Below are 20,339 nucleotides of genomic sequence, written 5' to 3' on the forward strand. Positions count from 1 at the left end.
AACCCAAGGGAAGTCCTTGCCGCCGGCGCCGCAGCGGGTTCACCGGCAAGAACAGGGTAGGAAAGATGTCAGCTTCGCTCTCGTTGATCAAGCCAACGTGGCACATCGTGCTGCCGTGGCTGGATCAACTAGGGCCTGAGCAGTTGCTCGCACTCCAGCGGATGGGAGGGCCGGCGCAATGGTGGCTGAACGAGACACCGGAAGAGACAAGCGCACGCCGCCCATACATGGACGACGTCTTCGACCTGCTCGCCTCCTTCCTGGGCTGGGGCGCAGCCGAGCTGGATACACGACCTTTGCACCTGCTGCTTCCGTCGTTGCCTCAGCAGATGCCGGCGGCAGAGCTGGAACTGGAACCAACCGCACTGGGCGTCTTGCAGGCCGCAGGCGGCAGGACACTGGCCGACATCGCCCTTCTGACGCCGTCGAACATTGCCTGCCTGGCCAAGGTTCGTACCGACACAAAGCGCGACATCCTCGCGGCTCTCGTGCGTGCCGCCGCCCTGTTGCCGCAGCAGGAGCCGTCCCCGGGCGAGGCCCCATACGAGCCCGTGTCGCCCGCGCACACCGAGCCGGACAGCCCCGACTATGCGGTCCAGGGATGGTTCATCTCTCTAGATGCGCGCCAGCAGGACCTGATCACGCAGCACCTGTGCGCACCGACCCCTGTCCCGGTCGACGAACTGGCTGTGCGTTACCGCACCATGCGGTCGTGGATGACACGGCTGATGGAGGAGCTACCCCAGCAGCTACAGAAGGCGACGCTGACGTCTCCTAACCTCGACTGCGCCTTGCAGTTGTTTGAGTCGGCAACCCAGACTCCCGTCACCCGAACGGACCTGGTGGACCACTATCCCTGGCTGGCCGAACGGCTGCCGGGCAGCGAGGTCCTGGTGCTTGAGCTCCTACTTGCCCTGCACTGGTCGGGAAGCAGTGACGGGGACTGGCTATTTAGCGGTTCGCTCGCGCACGCCCGCAAGCTGACCCGCAGCGCGCTCGACCTGACCCCGGGGGAGGCAGTGTCGCTGCCCACGGCCGCGCGGCTACTGAAGGACACCGGGCGTCCCCTCAAAGCCACCGAGCAGTGGCTTCAATACTGTGGGCTCCGCATCGTTGGGGGCCAGCAGGTTGAACTCGCACCCGAACCGGAGCCCCGCGCCGCTGCAGCGACAGATGGCGACTACGAACTGGCGCCGCCGCGTCCCGCCGCTCTCCTCGATGACGCGGATGCAGGTGCAGCAGCTCCCTCTTCTGTTGTCTCCTCCATGCGCGCAGACTCTGAGCCGGGATTGGTACCGGAGCGGACGCTGCGGTTGGAGGAGGTCTTGGAACAACTTCGCGTGTTCGCCTGCGCGCAGCGCCCGGGCGAGCAGTTGTCCGACCTGCTGAGGGACAGCGAGGAACTGCCCGAGCCGCTGCGGACGCTGGTGGCACGCACCCTCGCCGCGGTCGCCACCCCCAGCGGCTGGCAGCTGCCCGAGGACGCCCCCGTGCTCGGTGTGTCCGAGGATCTTGCCAATCTGCCCGGTGACGAGCCCGCCTCGCCCGGCGCTGCGCAGCGCGCACCGCTGGCCGACCGTGCTGTGGTCGTGCTTGAGGAACTTGGCCACCCCCTGGACTGGCCACTGCTGGTGGACCGCATGGGCCCGGGGGTGAACGCCCGCTCGCTGAAAGCCCAGCTGTTCAAGGACGACCGGTTCGTGCGCAGCGACGTGAACTCGTGGGCACTTGCGCAGTGGGGGCTGCGCCCCTACACCAGCATCAAGGAGCTGATCGCGCAGGAGGTGGACCGGGCCGGCGGGTCGATCCCCACCGACGAGCTGGTCGCCATCTTGACCCGGGAGTTCACCATCGCCGCCGCCAGCGTCCGCGTGTCCGCCTCGTCGCCTCCCTTCACCGCACGCGACGGCTTGGTCCGTCGACTCAGCGATGTTCGCCGCGAACACGGTAGCGAGCAGTCTCTGGCCAGCGGCGGCGTTCCCGACGACGACGGCCCGTCCTCCGACGACCTGATCAATCTCATGGGGTTGTGATGACCCGACACCCCGACGGACTGCGCACGGCGAATCTGCACGCGGATTACCGCAGCGACCGCTGCGACATCGTCCGCGAGTTCTATATTCCTGCCCTTGACGCGGCCGCCACCTACGACCGTGCGGTCGGTTACTTCAGCGCCTCGGTGCTTGCCGTTCTCGGTCAGGGGCTGGACGATTTCGCCGCTCGCGGCGGGACGATGCGCATCGTCGCCTCCCCCCAGCTCACCGCCGACGACGTGGAGCAGATTCACGCCGGATACGAACTGCGGGCCGTGCTCGAGCAGGCTGCCGCGCGGGATCTGGAGCAGGCGGCCCAGGACCCGCGGGCGGCGAGCGGGCTGGGCAAGCTCGGCCTGCTCATTGCTGATGGGCGCCTTGACATCAAGCTCGCCTACATCAGCTCCCACGACCGGGTCGGCATTTACCACGAGAAAATCGGCATCTTTCGCGACGGCCACGACCTGGTCGCATTCAAAGGCAGCGCGAACGAGACCATGCCGGGACTGGTCGGCAACTTTGAATCCATCGAGGTCTTTCGCACCTGGGAGCCAGGTGACCGGAGCCGGGCCGTACGCATCAGCCAGGACTTCGAAGACCTCTGGGACGACCGGACTCCGTTGCTGCGGGTAATCGACTTCACCGGCGCTGCGCACACGGTCATCCAACGCTGCGTCCAGTCCACCGCGCGCGAGGTGGAACTGCCGCTGCTGGACGGTGCCCTGATCACCTTGCCACGCCCGGAGACTCCCGGACGGCTGGCGATCCCGGGTGAACTGACCGTGCGGGGTTACCAGAAAGAAGCCGTCGAACGCTGGTTTGCACAGGGCGGCCGGGGCATCCTGCGCATGGCCACCGGCACGGGCAAAACCCTGACGGCACTGTCGGCTGCGGCCCAGCTGACCCGTGTGCTGCAAAAACGCGACCAAGGGCTGCTGACGCTTGTCATCGCCCCGTACCAGCACCTGGTCGACCAATGGTGCAAAGACATTGCCTGGTTCGGTGTGCAGCCTATCCGCGCCTACGAATCCACCAGCAGCTGGTATGGCGAAGCCTCTTCACTCCTGGATGCCCTGGCCTTGGGCAGTGCCCAGGGCGGAGTCCTGGTCACTACGAACGCCACTTTCGCCGCAGGCCCGCTGCAGTCGATCCTTGCCCGCCACCGTGGCCGCCTCCTCGTCATCGCCGACGAGTGTCACAACCTCGGCGCCAAACGTCTGCGGGAGAAGCTCCCCGAATCCGCTGCGTACCGGTTGGGCTTGTCGGCCACACCGGAGCGCTGGTTCGACGACCAGGGCACAGCGGCATTGTCGGACTATTTCGGAGACGTCGTTTTCGAGATGGGCATCGGTGATGCCATCCGCGCCGGAGCCCTGTGTCGGTACATCTACACGCCAGTCCTGGTCGAACTGGACGACGAGGAGGCCTACCTCTACGCGGAGGTGACGGAAAAAATCGCCAAGATCATCGCGGCCGAGGGCCTTTCTCACGACACCGACGACGACAGCCCGCTGGGCCAGCTGCTGCGGCGACGCTCCAACATTCTCGGACACGCCCGAGCCAAGCTGCCCGCCCTGCGCCGCGAGATCACTGCGCGGCGCAACGACTGGTACCAGCTGCTGTACTGCGCCGAGGGCCGCCACCCCCTGTCCTACGAAGGTGGTGACCCGCACGAGCCGACCCAGCTGCAGCAGGCACTGGCCATGGTCGGCACCGAACTGCGCATGCCCGCAGCCCCATACACCGCAGACACCAAACGCCCGGAACGCCAGCACCTGTTGCGTCAGTTCGCCACCGGCACGCAGCTGCAGGTCCTGCTGTCGATGAAGTGCCTCGACGAGGGAGTGGACGTGCCCGCCGCACGCACCGCCTACCTCCTTGCGAGCTCCTCTAACCCGCGCCAGTTCATTCAGCGCCGCGGCCGCGTCCTGCGTAAGGCACCGGGCAAGGAACGCGCGGACATCGTCGATTTCATCGTCGTCCCCCCCAGCGCTGCCAGCGATCTGCAGCACGAGACCGAGCGACGCATGGTGGCCCGCGAGCTGGCACGGGTGACGGAGTTCGCCCGGCTTGCCGACAACGAGGCGCACACCCTCGACATCCTGCGCCCGCTGCGCCTGCGCTACGGGCTCATGGACACCTGACAGCACGTGCACGACCGACAGACAGCCCGACGTGTGGAGAAAGACCATGGGGACGACGGAAAGCCTGAAAGACATCATGGACGACCTGTCGCCGGAAGCCAGGAAGCTCGTGGCGAAAGTGTGGCAGCTCGAACGTGAGCACCTGCATGTGAAGAATCCGACCCTGCTCACGGACGAGATCGTCCGCGCCACCAAGGAGCTGGCCAAATGAGACTGCTTAAGCTCACGTTGGACAATTTCCGCGTCTTCTACGGGGCCCAGCAGCTTGATCTCGAGGTCACTCCAGACAAGCCGGTCATCCTCATCTTCGGCATGAACGGCGCGGGGAAGACTACCCTGCTGAACGCTTTCACGTGGGCGTTGTACGGCGCCTTCTCCGACGATGTCGAGTACCAGGAACGCGTGATCAACGATCACGCGTGGACCCAGACCCCCTTCGGCGGCGTCGTCAGCGCCTCGGTGAAGGTCGAATTCGAGCACGAGGGGCTACTGTTCACCGTGCTGCGTACGGTCACAACGACGAAGAACACTGAAGAACAGGTCGCATTGACGCCAAAGCTCATCGTTACTGAGTCCGAGCACGGCGTCAGTACCACCGTCACCAATGGCCAGGACCGCATACAAAAGATCCTTCCCGAAGGCTTGCGGCAGTTCTTCTTCTTCAACGGTGAGCGCATGGAGCGCATGTTCACCGGCGACCGCACGGACGAGGTCAAGCAGGCGATCAAGACCCTGATGGGGCTTGAGGAGATCGAGCGGGCCATCGCGACCCACCTGCCGAGTGCGTCACGCAAGCTCAGCCGGCAGATCGGCAGCAGCGGCGACGGGCGCCTGCAGGCGCTGATGGCCGAGCAGGAGCGGCTGGAGCAGCACAAGCTCGACGTCCACAAACAGCTGCTGCAGCTCTCTGAGACCGCCAGTGGTTATGAGCGTGAAGTCGAGGCGGCCAACCAGGCGCTCCTCGCCAATGGCAAGGCTGCGCCTCTGCAGCGTCAGCGCGCCAAGCTGAAAGTGCGTCTGGACGAGCTGGTGACCAAGCGGGCCGAACGCCAGGAGAAGAAGCGCGATCTGCTCGCCCGGAGCAGCTTCCTTGCCTTCACCGGCGGTATCGACAACCAGGTTCTCGACCTCGCCGAAGGGATGCGCAAGCGCCGCGAGCTGCCCGCCGGCATCCAGCGCGACTACATCGACGGCCTCCTCGAAGACGGCTTGTGCATGTGCGGGCGCGACCTGCCCGAGGGCTCCCAGGCGCGGATGGCGCTGGAGGAACGCCGTTACAACGCCGGGCTCGCCGACGTCGAGACCCGCTGGATGTATCTGCGCGGTAAGGCAGCCGACCTGACCTTGGCGAGGGCGGACCTGCTGGCGAAGCTGCGGGAGTGCGTCGCCGACATCGAGGAGATCGAGTCCTCGATTCGGCAGATCGATGCCGAAGAGAGCGATATCGCCCGCGAGCTGGAGGGCGTCGATGTGATGGACGTCCAGCGCCTGGAGGAGCGGCGTAAGGAGTTCGACCGCAAGCGCCTGGATGCCTTGCAGCAGCACCGGGAGGCGCAGTCCCAGCTGGCTGAGCTGGACGAGCAAATCGAGAAGGTCAAGCGCCAGTTCCACTCCGCGCGGGTACAAGATGAGGAGTCCAAGCGCATACAGCGGCAGGTGGCCCTGGTAGACGAGGTCCTCACCGCTTTCCAGCGGATCCTGGCAGTCAAGACCGAGGAGGTCCGCCAGCAGCTCGACCAGAAGGTAAAGAGCGTCTTCGGGCGGATCTGCATCAAGCCGTTCACCCCCAACCTCACCCCGGCCTTCGCGTTGGAACTGGTCAACCACTCGGCCGGAGTCGCCGCCGCCCGCAGCACCGGCGAGAACCAGATCCTGGGTCTGTCATTCGTGGGAGCTGTCTCTGAACTGGCCAAGGAGACACACGACCGCAAGCAGAAGACACCCGACGCCGTCCTGGGAGGTGGGGGCGTCTATCCGGTCGTCATGGACGCGCCGTTCGGAAACCTCGACGTCGCCTACCAGAACGACATTGCCGAATCTCTCCCCAAGCTTACCTCGCAGATCGTCACCCTTCTGTCGAAGTCGCAGTCCCGCGGCATGGTGCTGGACCACCTCGGAGGAGCGGCATCCCGTATGTACGTGCTGCGTTCCTACATCACCAACCTCGACGCCGACGAGGACACCATCACCATCCACGGGCGTGCCTACCCTTACGTCTCTCACGGCGAGTTCAACCACACAGTCCTGGAAGAGGTGACCGTCTGATGGCTGTCGAGATCCGCTTTCGCCGTCCCGCCGAACACGAACAGCTGTTGTCCCTCCTCACCGGCAAGGACGGCCCCTTCCGTGCCAACTACGAGGCACTGCTGTTCGCCGCCTCCTTGGGCCGTCGAAAGGAACGCCGCGTCCCTTTCGAGAAGTCTGGGGAGGGGATCCGCTATGCGCTGGTGGAGAACCGTGAATACGGCGACGTGCTCATCGACCTGATCGCAGCAGCCGAAGTGCCCGAGGACGCGAAGATTCTCGCTGACGACCGGCTCGGCGAGCGGCTGAGGATTTTCGAGGAGTACGCCAACGGCGGCCTGCACTGCCTCCAGGCAGAGATCAACACTCGAGGCAGCAGGGACCTCGTCGCCATCGTCAGCTCGCTCGTGCTCGATGCGCTCACTCCGACTGCAGACACCACCGAAGACCCCGCCGTCAAGGACATGCTGGACGCCTTGGAGTGGTAGCACGACGCACCCTCCAGGTCTAGCAAAGCTGCAGAGCCTCGCACCGTGCCACCCACGGGTGCGAGGCAGCGCGCCGCGGCAGGTGGCCCCCACGGCGCCCACACCATCGAACGTACGAGATGCGGAACCTCACGTGACTGGCCTGATCGAACCCAAGCCGCTATGGCACCACGTCCTCGCCGATCTGCTGCCGGCTCTCCGCTTCGGTGAGCCGCACCAGCTCGGGCGCGTGCTGAACGACGCTCGACTGCCCGGGACCTGGTGGAACGACACGCCGCTGAGCGACGCCATTGCCACTATCAGCGCATCAGAGGTCGCCCAGCGAGCCGCACACGCGCTCTCAGCCCACTGGCCGCACCTGACGCTCGCCACGGCCCTGCCTCAGCTGTGCTTTTGCCTAGAAGGCCAGCAGACGGACCTGACCACCAGCATCGCCCACGCCGCCAGCGAGGAGACCCTCCCGCAGCTCGTCCTGCCCCTGCTGCGTCCCTTCCTCACCGGCGGACGCGACCTGACGAAAGCCGCCAGCGCTGCACCGAACACAGCAGCCGAGCCCGACGCGGACGTTACCGCCGTCACAGCCTGGCTGGAGCGCCTGCTCTCCGCCGATGCGCCTCCCGCCATCCGCACTGCCGCAGAGACGCTGTGCGCATGGGCCAAGCATCCCGGGCACGAAAGCGACACCCCCACCGCCCGCCCTTCAGCTCGGCCGGCCGTGGCGACGCCCGAGACACCCGCCCCTGTCGGCACCGCGGTGCCCGCCCTGGCAGCACAACCGCTCGACGCACTCGCCCCCCTCGTTAGCACCTGGGGCGAACGACAGCTCGCCATCGCAGCAGGACGCACCTTCAGCCAGATCCGTACGTCGCTGGAAAGCCTCGGCGAGCAATTCGGAGTCAGCCGCGAACGAGCACGGCAGATACAGGTCGAGCTGGAGAAGAATCTCCAGCAGTGGCTGCACTCCGACGCTGGCCAGCCCTTCCTCAGCCACCTCCTCGCCGTCCAAGACCACCTTGGGCCGGTGGCCACCGAACAGAGCCTTCGCGCTCTGCACCCCGCGCACGCACAACCCGTTGTCGCTCTCGGCCTCCCGCTGTGGCAGGTCATCGCCTCACTACTGCCTGACCGCACCTGGACGAGGGGCTGGCTGGTGCAAGGCGATCTCGACCAGCGCCTCGAACGGACACGCAGCGAGCTCGCAGCACGCTGCGCCACCTCCGTGCCCCCCTGGTCCGACGTCGTGGAGCTGTTGGCCCATCAAGCTATCCGTGACAGCCACGCTGACGCCTGGCTGCAGGAGATCAAGGGCTTCCGCCTCATCGACGGGCACGTGCTGCCCTGGGGCCGCTCGATCAGCGACCGGGCCGAAGCCGTTCTGACACTGGTGGGGCATCCCTTGTCGATGGAAGACCTCCTCAGCCGCCTGGACGACAACACAGCTCTTGCCAGCCTTCGCAATCAGATCCAAACCGACGACCGCTTCCTGCGACGCGACCGCGACCTGTATGGCCTGAGCCGATGGGGTGGCACCCCCTACCTCGGGATCCGGGAAATGATCAACCGGGAACTCGAGAGCTGCGGCGGCGAGGCCCAGACCGACGAGATCGTCACCTCGCTCTGCTCGCAGTTTGACGTGTCAGAGAAGTCGGTCCGTGCCTACCTCGCTGCTCCGGAATACGACCGCTTCCAGCGGGGCTGGGTCCGTCTGACCGCCCCCGACGATCCGGCACTCACTGACTACCAGCCACGCCGTGACGTGGCGCAGACTCGGCGCTGCTTCCAGACCGGCCAAGGCACCTGGTGGTATCGCCTCGACGTCAACGGTGAACACCTGCGCGGCTCCGGCTTCACGATCCCCGCCGGGTTCGCCGCCCACCTCGGCCTCGTCCCTGGCGGCCGACTGGAACTATCCCATGAAGTCGGCACCACCCACCTCGTCTGGCGCAATCAGCCCGCCTGCGGCTCCCTGCGCACCCTGCTCGAACACATCGAGGCAGGAGAGGGAGACCATGTGTTCCTAGCGGCCAAGGACGGCCACCTCAAGGCACTGCGCCTGGCCGAGAAGGACGAATGCGACCTCACAGACACCCAGCGGGCCCTGCGGCTTATGGCCTTGTCTGGCCAGATCCTCGAGAGGGACATGCCGCCCGTCCTGGGCCGGCGTATCGGTCTCAACGACGCCATGACGATGGACGAGGTCCTCACCCACCTGCGTACACGGGGTGATAAGGACATTCTCGAGCTACTCAGCCCGCAATACCCCACCGCTCTCGACGACCCCAGCCCTGTGACAGCGTCCGATCAGTCCGTCACACCCGCCCCGAAACCCGCCAGCGCCCCAACACCCGAGCCCGCCGACTCGCCCGATGCGCAGCTCGCCGACGATCCCGCAGTTGAAGCCCACCAGCCTGTGACGCTGCGGGACCCCGCCTGGAACGAAGAGATCATCCCTCTGCTCGACCGAGACAGCGAAGCCGACCTAATCGACGTCGCCCGCGCAGTCGCCGCCCACGGCAAGACAGCACCCATCTTCGGCTACGAACTCGGCGATGGCGGCTGGCAAGCCGACTTCGCGTGGGACCAGAACAGCACCAAGGTCGCCATCGTCTCCTCCGCGCCCCACGCGGGCCCGAGTCCGGAAACCGAGCGCCGTGACAGCGCCTACCAAGCAGCTGGCTGGACCATCCGCAGTGCCACCGACTGGCTCACCCGCCTCGACGAACTACTCGCCCTGCTCCCCGACGCCCCCGCTGGCAGCTGAAACAGCCCCAGGTAGATCCCTCCACCATCCGGAAGACGCCATCAGATGACCGTCCGCCTCAGCCTGTACCAGAAGGCCGAACACGAGCTCTACAAACTCGACCGCTCGGTGAAGGCCAAGTTCTACGACTTCTCCCACCGCTTCCGGGAGAACCCGTACGGCAACGGCCTGCAGCTCAAGGCCCTCAAGGGCGACTCGCACATCTTCTCCGCACGCATCGACGACTCCTACCGTGCCCTGCTCACCCGGACTGGAGCCGACGAGTACGGTCACGAGAACTGGCTGATCATCGCGGTTCGGCACCGCCGGGACGTCTACGAACAGCTCTCCGTGGCCATCAACCGGGTCTCCGGAGAGATCGAGTTCGTCGACCTGTCGGTCGTCGGAGAAAGCGCCCTGCGCCGCGCCGGCATCCAGCTCGTTGCAGCTGAACCGGAGACCGCCGGTACAGAAGAAGCCGAACCCCTTACACTGCCTGGGCCGGCTGTCCCCGAGGACGGCGAGTCGGCTGCCGCGGCGCCTCCATTGCTGGCCGCCCATTCCCCCCAGCTGCTGAGGGAACTCGGCGTTGCCGAATCCCTTATCGACGTCGCGCTCACCCTTACCGACACCGCCGACCTCGATCGCCTGGTAGCCGGAGCACCGCTGCTTTCCCAGGACATCCTCTATGGCCTGGCCGCGGGGATGAGCCCCGACGAGGTACGCGCCGAGATCACCGACGCAGTCGCGTCACCGGAGCACATTGACCTCGCCGACTTCGGCGCCGCCCTGGCTCGCACCACCGTCACCACCGTCGACGAGGCCCTGAAGAGCGTTTTGGAAGCAGGGGACTTCCAGGCCTGGAAGGTCTTCCTGCATCCCACCCAGGCGCGCCTGGTGAACCACGACTACAACGGCCCTGCCCGGGTCTCCGGCGGTCCCGGTACGGGCAAGACCATCGTGGCCTTGCACCGCATCCACCACCTCCTGCAGCAGCTCAAGCCCGGCCGGGACAAACCCATCCTGCTGACCACCTTCACCAAGAACCTCGCCGCCGACCTGCACGCCCGCCTCAGCGACCTCGTCGGCGATCCCGCTCTCCTGGCCCGCGTAGACATCACCCACATCGACGAACTTGCCTACAAGGTCATCACCGAGAACGCGCTCAGCGGCCGCAGCAAGCGCCGCATCGACGACCGCACGGCCCTGAACGAACTACGCGCGGTCCTGAACGAACTCGGCCAGCAGCGCTCTTGGGAGCCGGAGTTCCTCCTCGAGGAATGGGAACAGGTCATCCTCGGTCAGTCGGTGACCACCCGGGCCGCCTACTTTCAAACCCGCCGAGCCGGCCGCGGGCACCCACTCACGCGCCCCGAACGTGCCGCCATCTGGGACGTCCTCGACCGTTTCACGGCCAGCCTCGACAACAAAGGCGTCGAAACCTGGGGCCAGGCCGCCGAACGCGCCGCCCGCTACGAGATGGAACGCGCCGCCCGCATCCAAGCCCGCCAGGCGTACAAGGACCAGGTCGGCGGCCGCGAGTTGATCCACCGCGACGCCGAGGCATCACCGCTCGACCTCAAACACCGCTACCGGCACGTCGTCGTGGACGAAGCACAGGACCTGCGCGCCGCGCACTGGAAAATGCTTCGGGCGATGGTCGCCCCCGGCGACAACGACATGTTCATCGCCGGCGACACCCACCAGCGCGTCTACGACAATCAGGTCTCCCTCGGCTCCCTCGGCATCAACGTCCGAGGTCGCTCCGCCCGCCTTTCCCTGAGCTACCGCACCACCAAGGAAATCCTCGCCCAGGCCCTGTCGGTGATGTCCGGCGAGACCTACGATGATCTCGGCGAGGGAACCGACACCCTCGCCGGCTACCGCTCCGTCCTCCACGGTCCCGTCCCCGAACTACACGGCTACACCACCTGGGAGGAGGAACTCGACGGTCTCGCCGCCACACTGCGCACCTGGCGCGACGAACTCGCCGGCCACGACGACGCCACCGAGCGCGAAACGCGTGGTCTCATCGGGATAGCAGTCCCCGACCGCGACAAGGTCAGCCAGGTCATCTACCACCTCGCCACCAAAGCTGGTCTCGGTTACGCCCAGCTAACCTCCGACGGCCCCCGCGGCGACGGCACCATCCACGTCGGCACCATGCCCCGCTTCAAGGGACTGGAATACCAGCGCCTCGTCATCGTCGGCGCCAACGACCGGCTCGTGCCAAGAATGGAGGCCATCGACCGGTATCGCACCGAAGACCCCGCGCGCTACCGTCGGGAGCTGCGCAAAGCCCGCTCAATGCTCTTCGTCGCCGCCACTCGGGCCCGGGACGCCCTCACTATCACGTGGCACGGCACTCGCAGCCCGTTCTTGACCAGAACAGCGACTGAACTCTGCTCGTCCTGAGTGCCGGGCGATCTAAACGGTGTAGACGGGGCCGGTTGGCCCTGCAGCGACGTTTGACAGAGAATTCGTCATTTCCTGAGGTTTCGCGGCGCTTATGTTCCTCCCGGTGCCCGCAATCCCCAAGCGGCACGTCTCGCCCACCACAGCGGAGCAGCCATCCGGTCTGCCCCTTGAGTGGGTCGTGCCAACCTCACTTGCCACGACAGTGGCCACGGAGTACCCCATCTCTCCCCGTAGCACGCTGAGTTGGGTATGGTAAGGCGCAACTGCCCAGCTAGCGGGTCATCAGACTGCGAGGACGTATGAGCGATATCGTTAAAGAGTACGACGCCTTTGTCGTCCATCAGACTCTAGAGAGTAAGCCCCTGATTCTCTTCGCGGCCTCTGCGCTAGAAATTGAACAGTGGGCCGGTGTCCCAGAGCGTCGCAAGCTTGCGAATGAAGAGACCACAGGTTTTCAGCGGCAGCAGGACCCCCGACGTATCACAGAGTTGCTGAAATTCTTCGGTGATCGGAATAACGTCGTTCAGAACCCGCTACTCGGCGCGCTTCAGGACAATCAGAGGGTGCAATTTTTGCAAACCTCGCCTGATTCGCCGTTTGGCCGCCTGCGTATTACTTATGAGGATCATTCATCTCTATCGATGATGGCCATATTGAAGCGAATCGTGGCACATCTTGAATCCCGCGTAAGCGGCCTCGAGGATGATGCTGCAGTCGAGGCGCGCGTCGCGTCCATTATGCGCTTGGAAAGTGCGGCCGCAATCCCGGCGGATAATGAAAACGAAGATCGGGACTTTGATGACTCAGGCTCAGACGGCTATGAAATCCTAGAGCAAGATGAGTCGACGATAGACGATGCTGAAGCCACTGCGTCCGTGATGCTCGCGGAAGAGACACATCTCGTTGATTTCTACACTGAGCTGCGTGCACGTATTAGGGTGTTGGAGCAGCGAGGCATTGAGGATGTTGAGGAGATTCAGGGCTTCACGAAATCGGCACTAATTGCTTATTTGAAGCCTGTCGTTCTTGTGGATGGTCAGCATAGGTTGAGAGGAGCTGTCGAGTCTGCCTATCAGAGCGCCAAAGGAAGTGACGGGAAGACAAGAATTCTCAATGCAGTGAAAGGCGGCATTTCGCCTGAACTGGCCGAGAAGCAGCTGATCGATAGCGAATCTCGACGGCTTCCAGTTTCGCTGCTTATGGATGATAGCCCGAGCGAGCATGTTTTTCAGTTCGTGGTCGTTAACCAAAAGGCAACCCCGATGGGTAAAGCGCTACTCGGGACGATTGTTTCGACGAGCTTGAGTCGAAGTGAGCTTGCGGCTGTTGCAGACCGTCTCCGCCGTGCAGGAATCAAGCTAGAAGATTCCCAATCCGTTGCATACCTGACGCGAGCAGAGGACAGTCCATTCCGGGGCTTGGTGCAGACCGGAATGACTGGAGATCGCCCTGATCTCTTGCAGTGGACGGTCCTGCGCGGTCTCGTTTCCATTTTCCGTGAGCTACGGGGTGGCCGCCCCTATAATCAAAAGATCGACTATGCGCGAGCATGGAAATCGGAATATTTCCCGCAGTGCGGCCTTGTGGGTCCCGGAACAGATGAGGAGAGATTTGAGGAGTGGTCTCGCCCGGATGGCCCGTGGCGAGATATTTTCGTCAGATTCTTCTCGCGTGTAAGAGACCATTTCGGTGACCCCGTCGAGGTTGATACCTTCAATGGTTGGGGAAGCACCGCAACCAGCAACCTATTCAATAAGGTCTCACTCACTATCCTTGCTGCGGATTTTTTCGACTTCCTCTACACTCAGTCAGAGTCACTGGCGGATATGGAGGATTTTGAACGAACAATGAATGACTGGCTCAAGGGGGGGAGGGTGAGCTCTTCGTACTTCAATCGAGACTGGAGGCTAGAGAGCGTCAAGAAGGATCAATTGGCAGTAAAAAGGCTTTGGGCTCAAAATTGGCAGGAGTACCGTAAGGTGCCTGCAAGTGGACTTCCCAAGAAGTTCAAGCCGTAGATATTGCCATGGACACTCACGGGATCAATCAGTTCTACAAGGTACTCGCAGATACGCTTCCGACTCGATGGACGGAACGCGGACTACGTGAGGTAGCGGGCCTCAGCGCTCCATCGGGAATCCTCGGCAAAAATGAGTGGCTCCTGAAGGCCGACTATGCCATTACAGTGGGTCGCTGGTTTCTGGAGGGCTTGGTCGATTTGGCTAGGCATGTCGAATCTGGAAACAATATCGGTCACGTTTATATTGAGATATTTGCCCAACTGCGCATGCTTGCTCAGCATGCGCCGGAAGATGAAGTCGAACTCGCGGCTACTCAACTTGCTAACTTTGCGTGGCGCGAGGTCGAGGCACGTAGGGGTATGGGGCGGGAGCGGATAAGCGCGGCCTTGAAGGAAGCGGTATGGTTCAACAGCGCCCCAGACCAGAGATGTTATCTCTGTGGATACCAATTCACGCAGCATGCGCGAGATCTATTTCTCCGTCGAACGCGACAGGAGATGACACCTTTGAACTTGGTTGACTTCACTCGCCCTAGAGGAGCGAAAGCGAGACATCTTCGAATAGAACTGGACCATGAGATCCCCGTTGCTGAAGGTGGCGCCACGGACGAAGATAATCTCTACCTGGCATGCGGATGGTGCAATCTCACCAAGAGTAAGTTGTGGAGCGTATACGACGCCAGGGCGTGGGCGGCAGGGGTATTTAGGCATCCTGATCCGAAGATTGGCACCGTAACACTTCCGCAGCCCCTTTGGATCTTGCGATTGATCGCTGCGAGAGGGCGTTGTGAAGCTACGGCATCATGTCCTGCCCGCCTGAATAATAGTGAACTCTTTGTGGCGCCGTTTAATACTAAAGGTGCGCTAACGCCAACTAATCTGATGGTTGTTTGTGCTGAGCACGACCCCTGGGCTGCCAGCCGATTCATTGCCCCGTCACTCTTGCCAAATAGAAAATAGGGCTGCAAGTTGCAACTCTCTCAGCCGCAAGGCTGATGGGCGCGGTGTACTACCGCACGAACCTGACCCTCGGCGAAGACGAACTCGGCCTCCCAGCGTTCGCGGTAGAGAGCGGCCAGTTGCCGGGCCGCATGGCGTCGGGCGCGTCTGACGGGCAGGAGCCGTTCCAGGAGGTCCTGCCGGGCATCACCTCGACATGGCCACAGGGCTGCCGGATTCGGTGGTCGAGAGGGCTGCCTCGATGACTTGGTATGCCTTCGCTCTGAAGTACCTGGCCATGAAGTGGCCACACGCGGCGCCGAACACACACAATGGGATCAATGAGGCCCTGACCGCCGTGACGATGGCTCTTCTCGACGATCGGCCGGGGCAGCTATCCGAGGAACTGATCAGGAGGGCACTTCGCAACTGGGCCTTCGTCCTTCCCGGTCCGAACGAGCGTGAATTGCCGACCGAGATCGCGAACACCTTGCACTGAGTGGCCAAGGCGTCCCCGCCCTCTCTCAGACCTTGGCGATGCTGCGATCGGTAGGGCCGTCCTGGACTCGCTCAAGCTGAAGCTCGATGGGACGGCGGCAGCTGCGGAGACCGTCCGGTGTACCGTCCGGCGTAGGCGGCGGACACTCGTCAACGCCCTGCACTATGCGGTGGACCTGGGAGAGTTCAAGGAGAACCCGATTACGGGAATCCGCTGGAAGAAGCCGAAGGTCGCCGGGGAAGTCGATCCCCGGGTGGTCGCCAATCCCGAGCAGGCTCGTTCCTGCTGACGGCGGTTTCGTACGTCGGTGAGTACTGCCGTGCATGCACGTGGCCGTCGGCTCGTCGGCCTGTTCGCCTGCATGTACTACGGCGCCCTGCGTACGGCTGAGGCTGTCGGCGTCACCAGCGCGGACGTGAAACTGCCCGAGACTGGCTGGGGGACGGTCCTGCTAAATCGGACGCGCCCCAGTGTCGGCAAGCAGTGGACGGACTCTGGTGAGACCCATGACGACCGGGGGTTGAAGGACCGGCCGGCGGAGGAGGTCCGGCTCGTACCCATTCCGACGCCGGACTGAGCGGCGGCAAGGGCATCGGCCCGTCCGTCGCCCAACACCCCCGCGTCTTCGCCACGTTCACCGCCCCTTCCTTCGGCCCCGTCCACAACCGCCCCGCCGGTGGCCGCTGCCGCTGCGGACGCTTCCACCCGGAGGACGACCCCGCCCTGGGCACACCGCTGAACGCAGAGCGGTACGATTACCGGGCAGCCGTCCTCTGGAACGCCCACGCCGGTGCCCTCTGGGCCCGCTTCACCACCTACCTGCGCCAACAGCTCGCTTCCCGCGCGGGCGTCACCCGAACCGCGCTGCGTGACTGCCTCAAGGTGTCGTACGCCAAGGTCGCCGAGTACCAACGGCGCGGTGCTGTTCACTTCCACGTCGTCATCCGCCTCGACGGCCCGGACGGTGCCGAGTCCACCCCACCGGCCTGGGCCACGACCGAACTCCTCACCGACTCGATCCGCTCGGCGGTCCGCCTCGCCGAGGCACCCGGCCCCGTGCTCGACGGCCGCACGTACGCCTTCCGCTTCGGTGATCAGCTCGACATCCGCCCCATCCGTTCCGCCGACTTCGCGGGCAGCTCGGAGCTGTCCAGCCGGGCCGTGGCTGCCTACATCGCCAAGTACGCCACCAAGGGCGCCGAGACCGCCGGCACCCTGGACCGTCCCGTCCGCAACCCGATCACGGACCTGATCGGCTCCGGCGTGACCGACCATGCCCGGCGGATGATCCTCACCTGCTGGCACCTCGGTGGGCTCCCCGAACTCGAAGCCCTGCGTTTGCGCAAGTGGGCCCACATGCTCGGCTTCCGCGGCCACTTCTCCACCAAGTCCCGGGCCTACTCCGTGACCCTCGGCGCCCTCCGCCAGGAACGCGCCGACCACAACGAAGTTTTGGCCCGCGCACGCGCAGCCGAGGCGGGCCACCTGCTGCCCGACCCGGACACCGTCCTCGTCCTCTCCCACTGGCGCTTCGCCGGCACCGGGTGGACGAGCGCGGAACGCCTCATCGCTCACGGTGTCGCCCCTCGCTCAACCGACCCGCAGACGGAAGGAGAAACGACATGGCCCAGCGTGTCCCCGACGAGCTGATGACCGTCCGCCAAGTGCTCGATGAGCTGGGTGGTGTTTCTCGCCGGACCTTCTACCGATGGCGCGAGCTCGGTCAGGGCCCCGCGGCATTCAAGCTTCCCAACGGTGAGCTTCGGGTCTGGCGCAGTGATTTCACCTCGTGGCTACGGCAGCTGGAGGAGGCGGCGTGAAGTCTCTCGACGTCAAGGTCTGGGGCGTACGCAAGCGGGACACCAAAACGCCTTCGTACGGCGTCCGCTGGTCCATCGCGGGCAACGTCTTCTCTGACTCGTTCCGCACCAAGGCGCTCGCTGATCACTACCGAGCGAAGCTTATGAGTGCCATGCGGGGCGGCGAAGAGTTCGACACGGAGACTGGTCTTCCGGCTTCGATGGAAGAGAAGAAGTCGCCATTGTCTTGGTATGACTTCGCCCTCAGGTATCTCGCAATGAAGTGGCCACACGCTGCTCCCAATACGCGAGACGGCATCAACGAATCTCTGACCAGCGTGACCATGGAACTGCTGGCGGAGCGCGCAGGGCGACCGTCCGACGAGGAGATCCGCAAGGCCTTACGCAACTGGGCCTTCGTGCTGCCAGGACCCGATGACCGGGAAGTCCCGGACAATGTCCGGAACGTCCTGCACTGGGTAGCGAAGGCTTCCCGACCGCTCGCGGACCTCGCTGAACCGGCAACGGCTCGCGCGGTGCTCGACGGGCTGAAGCTCAAGCTTGACGGCACCGCGGCAGCTGCCGAGACCGTGAGGCGGAAGCGGCGGACCCTCGTCAACGCTGCTAACTACGCGGTCGACCTGGGGGAGCTGCGGGAGAATCCGATCACGGCGGTTCGTTGGCAGAAGCCCAAGGTTTCGAACCAGGTCGATCCGCGCGTTGTGGCCAACCCGGAACAGGCCCGCAATCTCCTGGCGGCAGTGTCCTACGTGGGTGGATACCGGCGTGCTCGCGGCCGGCGTCTCGTCGGGCTGTTTGCGGCGATGTACTTCGGCGGCCTCCGGCCCGCTGAGGCGGTCGGCCTGGTCGAGACTGACCTTGTCCTCCCTGGGCAAGGCTGGGGATCGGCGCTGCTCCACCGAACCCGTCCTTCGGTGGGCAAGCAGTGGACGGACTCGGGGGAGACCCACGACGACCGCGGGCTCAAGAACCGACCGGCTGAGGACGTTCGGCGTGTACCCATCCCGCCCCAGCTCGTCGCGGTGCTGCGCGAGCACCTGGCCACGTTCGGCACAGCGGATGACGGGCGGCTCTTCTTCGGCGAGAAGGGTTCGGTCGTCCCGTCCTCGACCTACTACCGCGTGTGGCAGGAGGCTCGTCTCCTGGCGCTTCCGCCGGCTGTTGCGGCCTCGCCGCTGGCGAGCAGGCCGTACGACCTTCGGCACTCGGCGCTGTCGACGTGGCTGAATGCGGGAGTGGATCCCACCGAGGTTGCCGAACGCGCCGGCAACAGCGTTGAGGTCCTGCTGACCCGCTACGCGAAGTGCCTGGATGGACGGCAGGACGTCGCCAACCGGCGTATCGAGGATCTGCTCCGCGAGTACGAGTGAGGCGTACCGCCCTCAACACTGAGGCCCCAGACATGTCGCCTGGGGCCTTTCTCGCTTCGTGCCCTACCTGCGGTGCTGCTTCCTCACTTGTTCGGGCAGTTGCGCTTGTCATGCCCGTGGAAGTTGCACACGCTGCACTTCCCAGCGTTGGGAGAGACGTCGCACGTCCGCTTGTCGTGCCCTCCCTCGCCGCACCAAGAGCAAGTGCGGGTCCCGCTCGCGCTCATTTCCCCTCCGTATTGTCCGTGGCTCACCGCCCTGGCACGGAGTCTAACGCCGCAAACCTGCTAGTTCGGCGTTTTGTCAGACTGCCGACGCTCCCGCCCTTCCCCTTCCCGAGTGGATGGTTACTGAGGTTCGAACGATCATGCGAGGTATGTGAGTTGGCAGCTGCGCGTGCATCCATCCGGCACCCGCTCCAGTTCCCCCATGGTTCTGCCTCGTCACCAACGCGTCCTTTGGTGGCCCCCAGCGCTGCCGCGTCGACGGCATCCGCGGCCTCTGCGCCCGCCAGGGCAAAGGGCTGAATGCGCTGGTGGGCCCTCGCCGTCTCCAAGCTCCACCTGCGACGATGCTCCAAGATCCCGTCCACGCCTTGTCCACAGACCCCGACATGTGGCCACTCCGAGCCGCATACAGCTGCACATACGCCAAGACCCCGGCCTCAGCGTTTCCGCTGGTGACGGGGTCTTTGGGCACCTCATGCTGGGTGCCCCCGGCAGGATTCGAACCTGCGCACACGGCTCCGGAGGCCGTTGCTCTATCCCCTGAGCTACGGGGGCGTGTCGGGCGCTGAGCTCTCGCTTGCGGCGACGGGTAGAACATTAGCAGGTCCGGCGGGGTGATCAGGAACCCGTTTCCCCGGGGCGGGGTCGGGGGGTCCCCTGTACGGGGTGGAAGTGGGGAAAACCCGGACGCGGTGGCCGGTCCGGACCTACTCTCGACTTGTGCCAGGCGCTTCGGGTCGGGTGCTTGTTGTGGACGACAACAAGGTCATCCGGCAGCTGATCAGGGTCAACCTCGAACTGGAAGGGCTAGAGGTCGTGACCGCGGCCGATGGTGCCGAGTGTCTGGACGTGGTGCACGAAGTGCGGCCCGACGTCGTGACGCTCGACGTCGTCATGCCCCGGCTCGACGGGCTCCGCACCGCCGCCCGCCTCCGGGCCGATCCCCGTACGCACCACCTGCCCCTCGCCATCATCAGCGCGTGTTCGCAGTACGAGGTCGAGACCGGCCTCGATGTCGGCGTTGACGCCTTCCTCGCCAAGCCCTTCGAGCCCGCTGAGCTGGTACGGCTCGTTAAGCAGCTCATGGAGCGGCGGATCGGGCATGGGGGCCATGAGGGAATCGTGGGATCCGGGGGGCTTGGGAGGCCCGGGAGGCCGGGGGGCTCCGGGGGAGATCGCAGCGGTGGAGGTCCCGGGGAGGGAAGCCCCGGTGAGGGAGGTCCCGGTGGCGGAGATCAGGGCGGGGGTGGTGAGGGAGAGTTCGATTGTGATGGGGGCTCTCCTGCTCATGGAACCGCTTCCGCTACCGAACCCCCCTCCGCGATACTCGACGGTCACGGCTCCCGGGACGGCGATCTCTCCGGCGGTGTGCCGGACGGGATGGCTTTCGGAGGGTA

General features: G+C 64.7%; 12 protein-coding genes, 1 tRNA gene and 2 pseudogenes. 14 read left to right on the forward strand and 1 reads right to left on the reverse strand.

What is annotated here, in order from left to right; genetic code table 11:
- Nucleotides 1-227: 227 nt before the first annotated feature.
- From C3492_RS16880 to C3492_RS16930, 13 genes and pseudogenes are all read left to right on the forward strand, one after another.
- Nucleotides 228-2,033 (forward strand): hypothetical protein, encoded by a 1,806-nt coding sequence (locus C3492_RS16880; protein WP_103812581.1) that lies wholly within the window; start codon nucleotides 228-230, stop codon nucleotides 2,031-2,033.
- A complete protein-coding gene (locus C3492_RS16885; protein WP_181140410.1) occupies nucleotides 2,033-4,177 on the forward strand; it encodes a DEAD/DEAH box helicase family protein in 2,145 nt (714 codons plus the stop codon). The genes C3492_RS16880 and C3492_RS16885 overlap by 1 nt, the downstream gene beginning before the upstream one ends.
- Nucleotides 4,178-4,223: 46 nt before the next feature.
- Nucleotides 4,224-4,388, forward strand: a complete 165-nt coding sequence (locus tag C3492_RS44640) for a hypothetical protein (protein WP_019524112.1) — start codon at nucleotides 4,224-4,226, stop codon at nucleotides 4,386-4,388.
- Nucleotides 4,385-6,442: an AAA family ATPase gene (locus C3492_RS16890; protein ID WP_103812583.1), complete on the forward strand. Its 2,058-nt coding sequence runs from the start codon at nucleotides 4,385-4,387 to the stop codon at nucleotides 6,440-6,442. The genes C3492_RS44640 and C3492_RS16890 overlap by 4 nt, the downstream gene beginning before the upstream one ends.
- Nucleotides 6,442-6,909: a DNA phosphorothioation-associated protein 4 gene (locus C3492_RS16895; RefSeq protein ID WP_103812584.1), complete on the forward strand. Its 468-nt coding sequence runs from the start codon at nucleotides 6,442-6,444 to the stop codon at nucleotides 6,907-6,909. The genes C3492_RS16890 and C3492_RS16895 overlap by 1 nt, the downstream gene beginning before the upstream one ends.
- Before the next feature lie 133 nt (nucleotides 6,910-7,042).
- Complete coding sequence (locus tag C3492_RS16900) at nucleotides 7,043-9,670, forward strand: hypothetical protein (RefSeq protein ID WP_103812585.1); 2,628 nt, start codon at nucleotides 7,043-7,045, stop codon at nucleotides 9,668-9,670.
- 45 nt (nucleotides 9,671-9,715) lie between these two features.
- Nucleotides 9,716-12,064 carry a UvrD-helicase domain-containing protein gene (locus C3492_RS16905; RefSeq protein ID WP_103812586.1) on the forward strand — a complete coding sequence of 783 codons (2,349 nt, stop codon included), beginning with the start codon at nucleotides 9,716-9,718 and terminating at the stop codon, nucleotides 12,062-12,064.
- Between the two features lie 302 nt (nucleotides 12,065-12,366).
- A complete protein-coding gene (locus tag C3492_RS44185; RefSeq protein WP_146075694.1) occupies nucleotides 12,367-14,085 on the forward strand; it encodes a hypothetical protein in 1,719 nt (572 codons plus the stop codon).
- An 8-nt stretch (nucleotides 14,086-14,093) separates the two neighbouring features.
- The gene (locus tag C3492_RS16910) at nucleotides 14,094-15,047 is read left to right on the forward strand and encodes an HNH endonuclease signature motif containing protein (protein ID WP_103812587.1); all 954 of its coding nucleotides are present in this window, start codon (nucleotides 14,094-14,096) and stop codon (nucleotides 15,045-15,047) included.
- A 196-nt stretch (nucleotides 15,048-15,243) separates the two neighbouring features.
- Entirely contained in the window at nucleotides 15,244-15,525 is a 282-nt protein-coding gene (locus tag C3492_RS45810) for a hypothetical protein (RefSeq protein ID WP_258055739.1), read from the forward strand.
- Between the two features lie 567 nt (nucleotides 15,526-16,092).
- Nucleotides 16,093-17,175, forward strand: a pseudogene (locus C3492_RS16920) (replication initiator); the annotation flags it as partial.
- A complete protein-coding gene (locus C3492_RS16925) occupies nucleotides 17,175-17,345 on the forward strand; it encodes an AlpA family transcriptional regulator (protein WP_171159685.1) in 171 nt (56 codons plus the stop codon). The pseudogene C3492_RS16920 and the gene C3492_RS16925, both read left to right, overlap by 1 nt.
- Nucleotides 17,342-18,715: a tyrosine-type recombinase/integrase gene (locus C3492_RS16930; protein ID WP_103812590.1), complete on the forward strand. Its 1,374-nt coding sequence runs from the start codon at nucleotides 17,342-17,344 to the stop codon at nucleotides 18,713-18,715. The genes C3492_RS16925 and C3492_RS16930 overlap by 4 nt, the downstream gene beginning before the upstream one ends.
- Nucleotides 18,716-19,425: 710 nt before the next feature.
- On the opposite strand, the gene C3492_RS16935 is transcribed toward C3492_RS16930, so the two are convergent.
- Nucleotides 19,426-19,497: transfer RNA gene (locus C3492_RS16935), tRNA-Arg, on the reverse strand.
- 117 nt (nucleotides 19,498-19,614) lie between these two features.
- On the opposite strand from C3492_RS16935, the pseudogene C3492_RS16940 reads away from it, so the two are divergent.
- A pseudogene (locus C3492_RS16940) lies at nucleotides 19,615-20,112 on the forward strand (response regulator); the annotation flags it as partial.
- Between the last annotated feature and the right edge of the window lie 227 nt (nucleotides 20,113-20,339).

This window comes from Streptomyces sp. Ru62 (assembly GCF_002920615.1).
Taxonomy (GTDB): Bacteria; Actinomycetota; Actinomycetes; order Streptomycetales; family Streptomycetaceae; genus Streptomyces.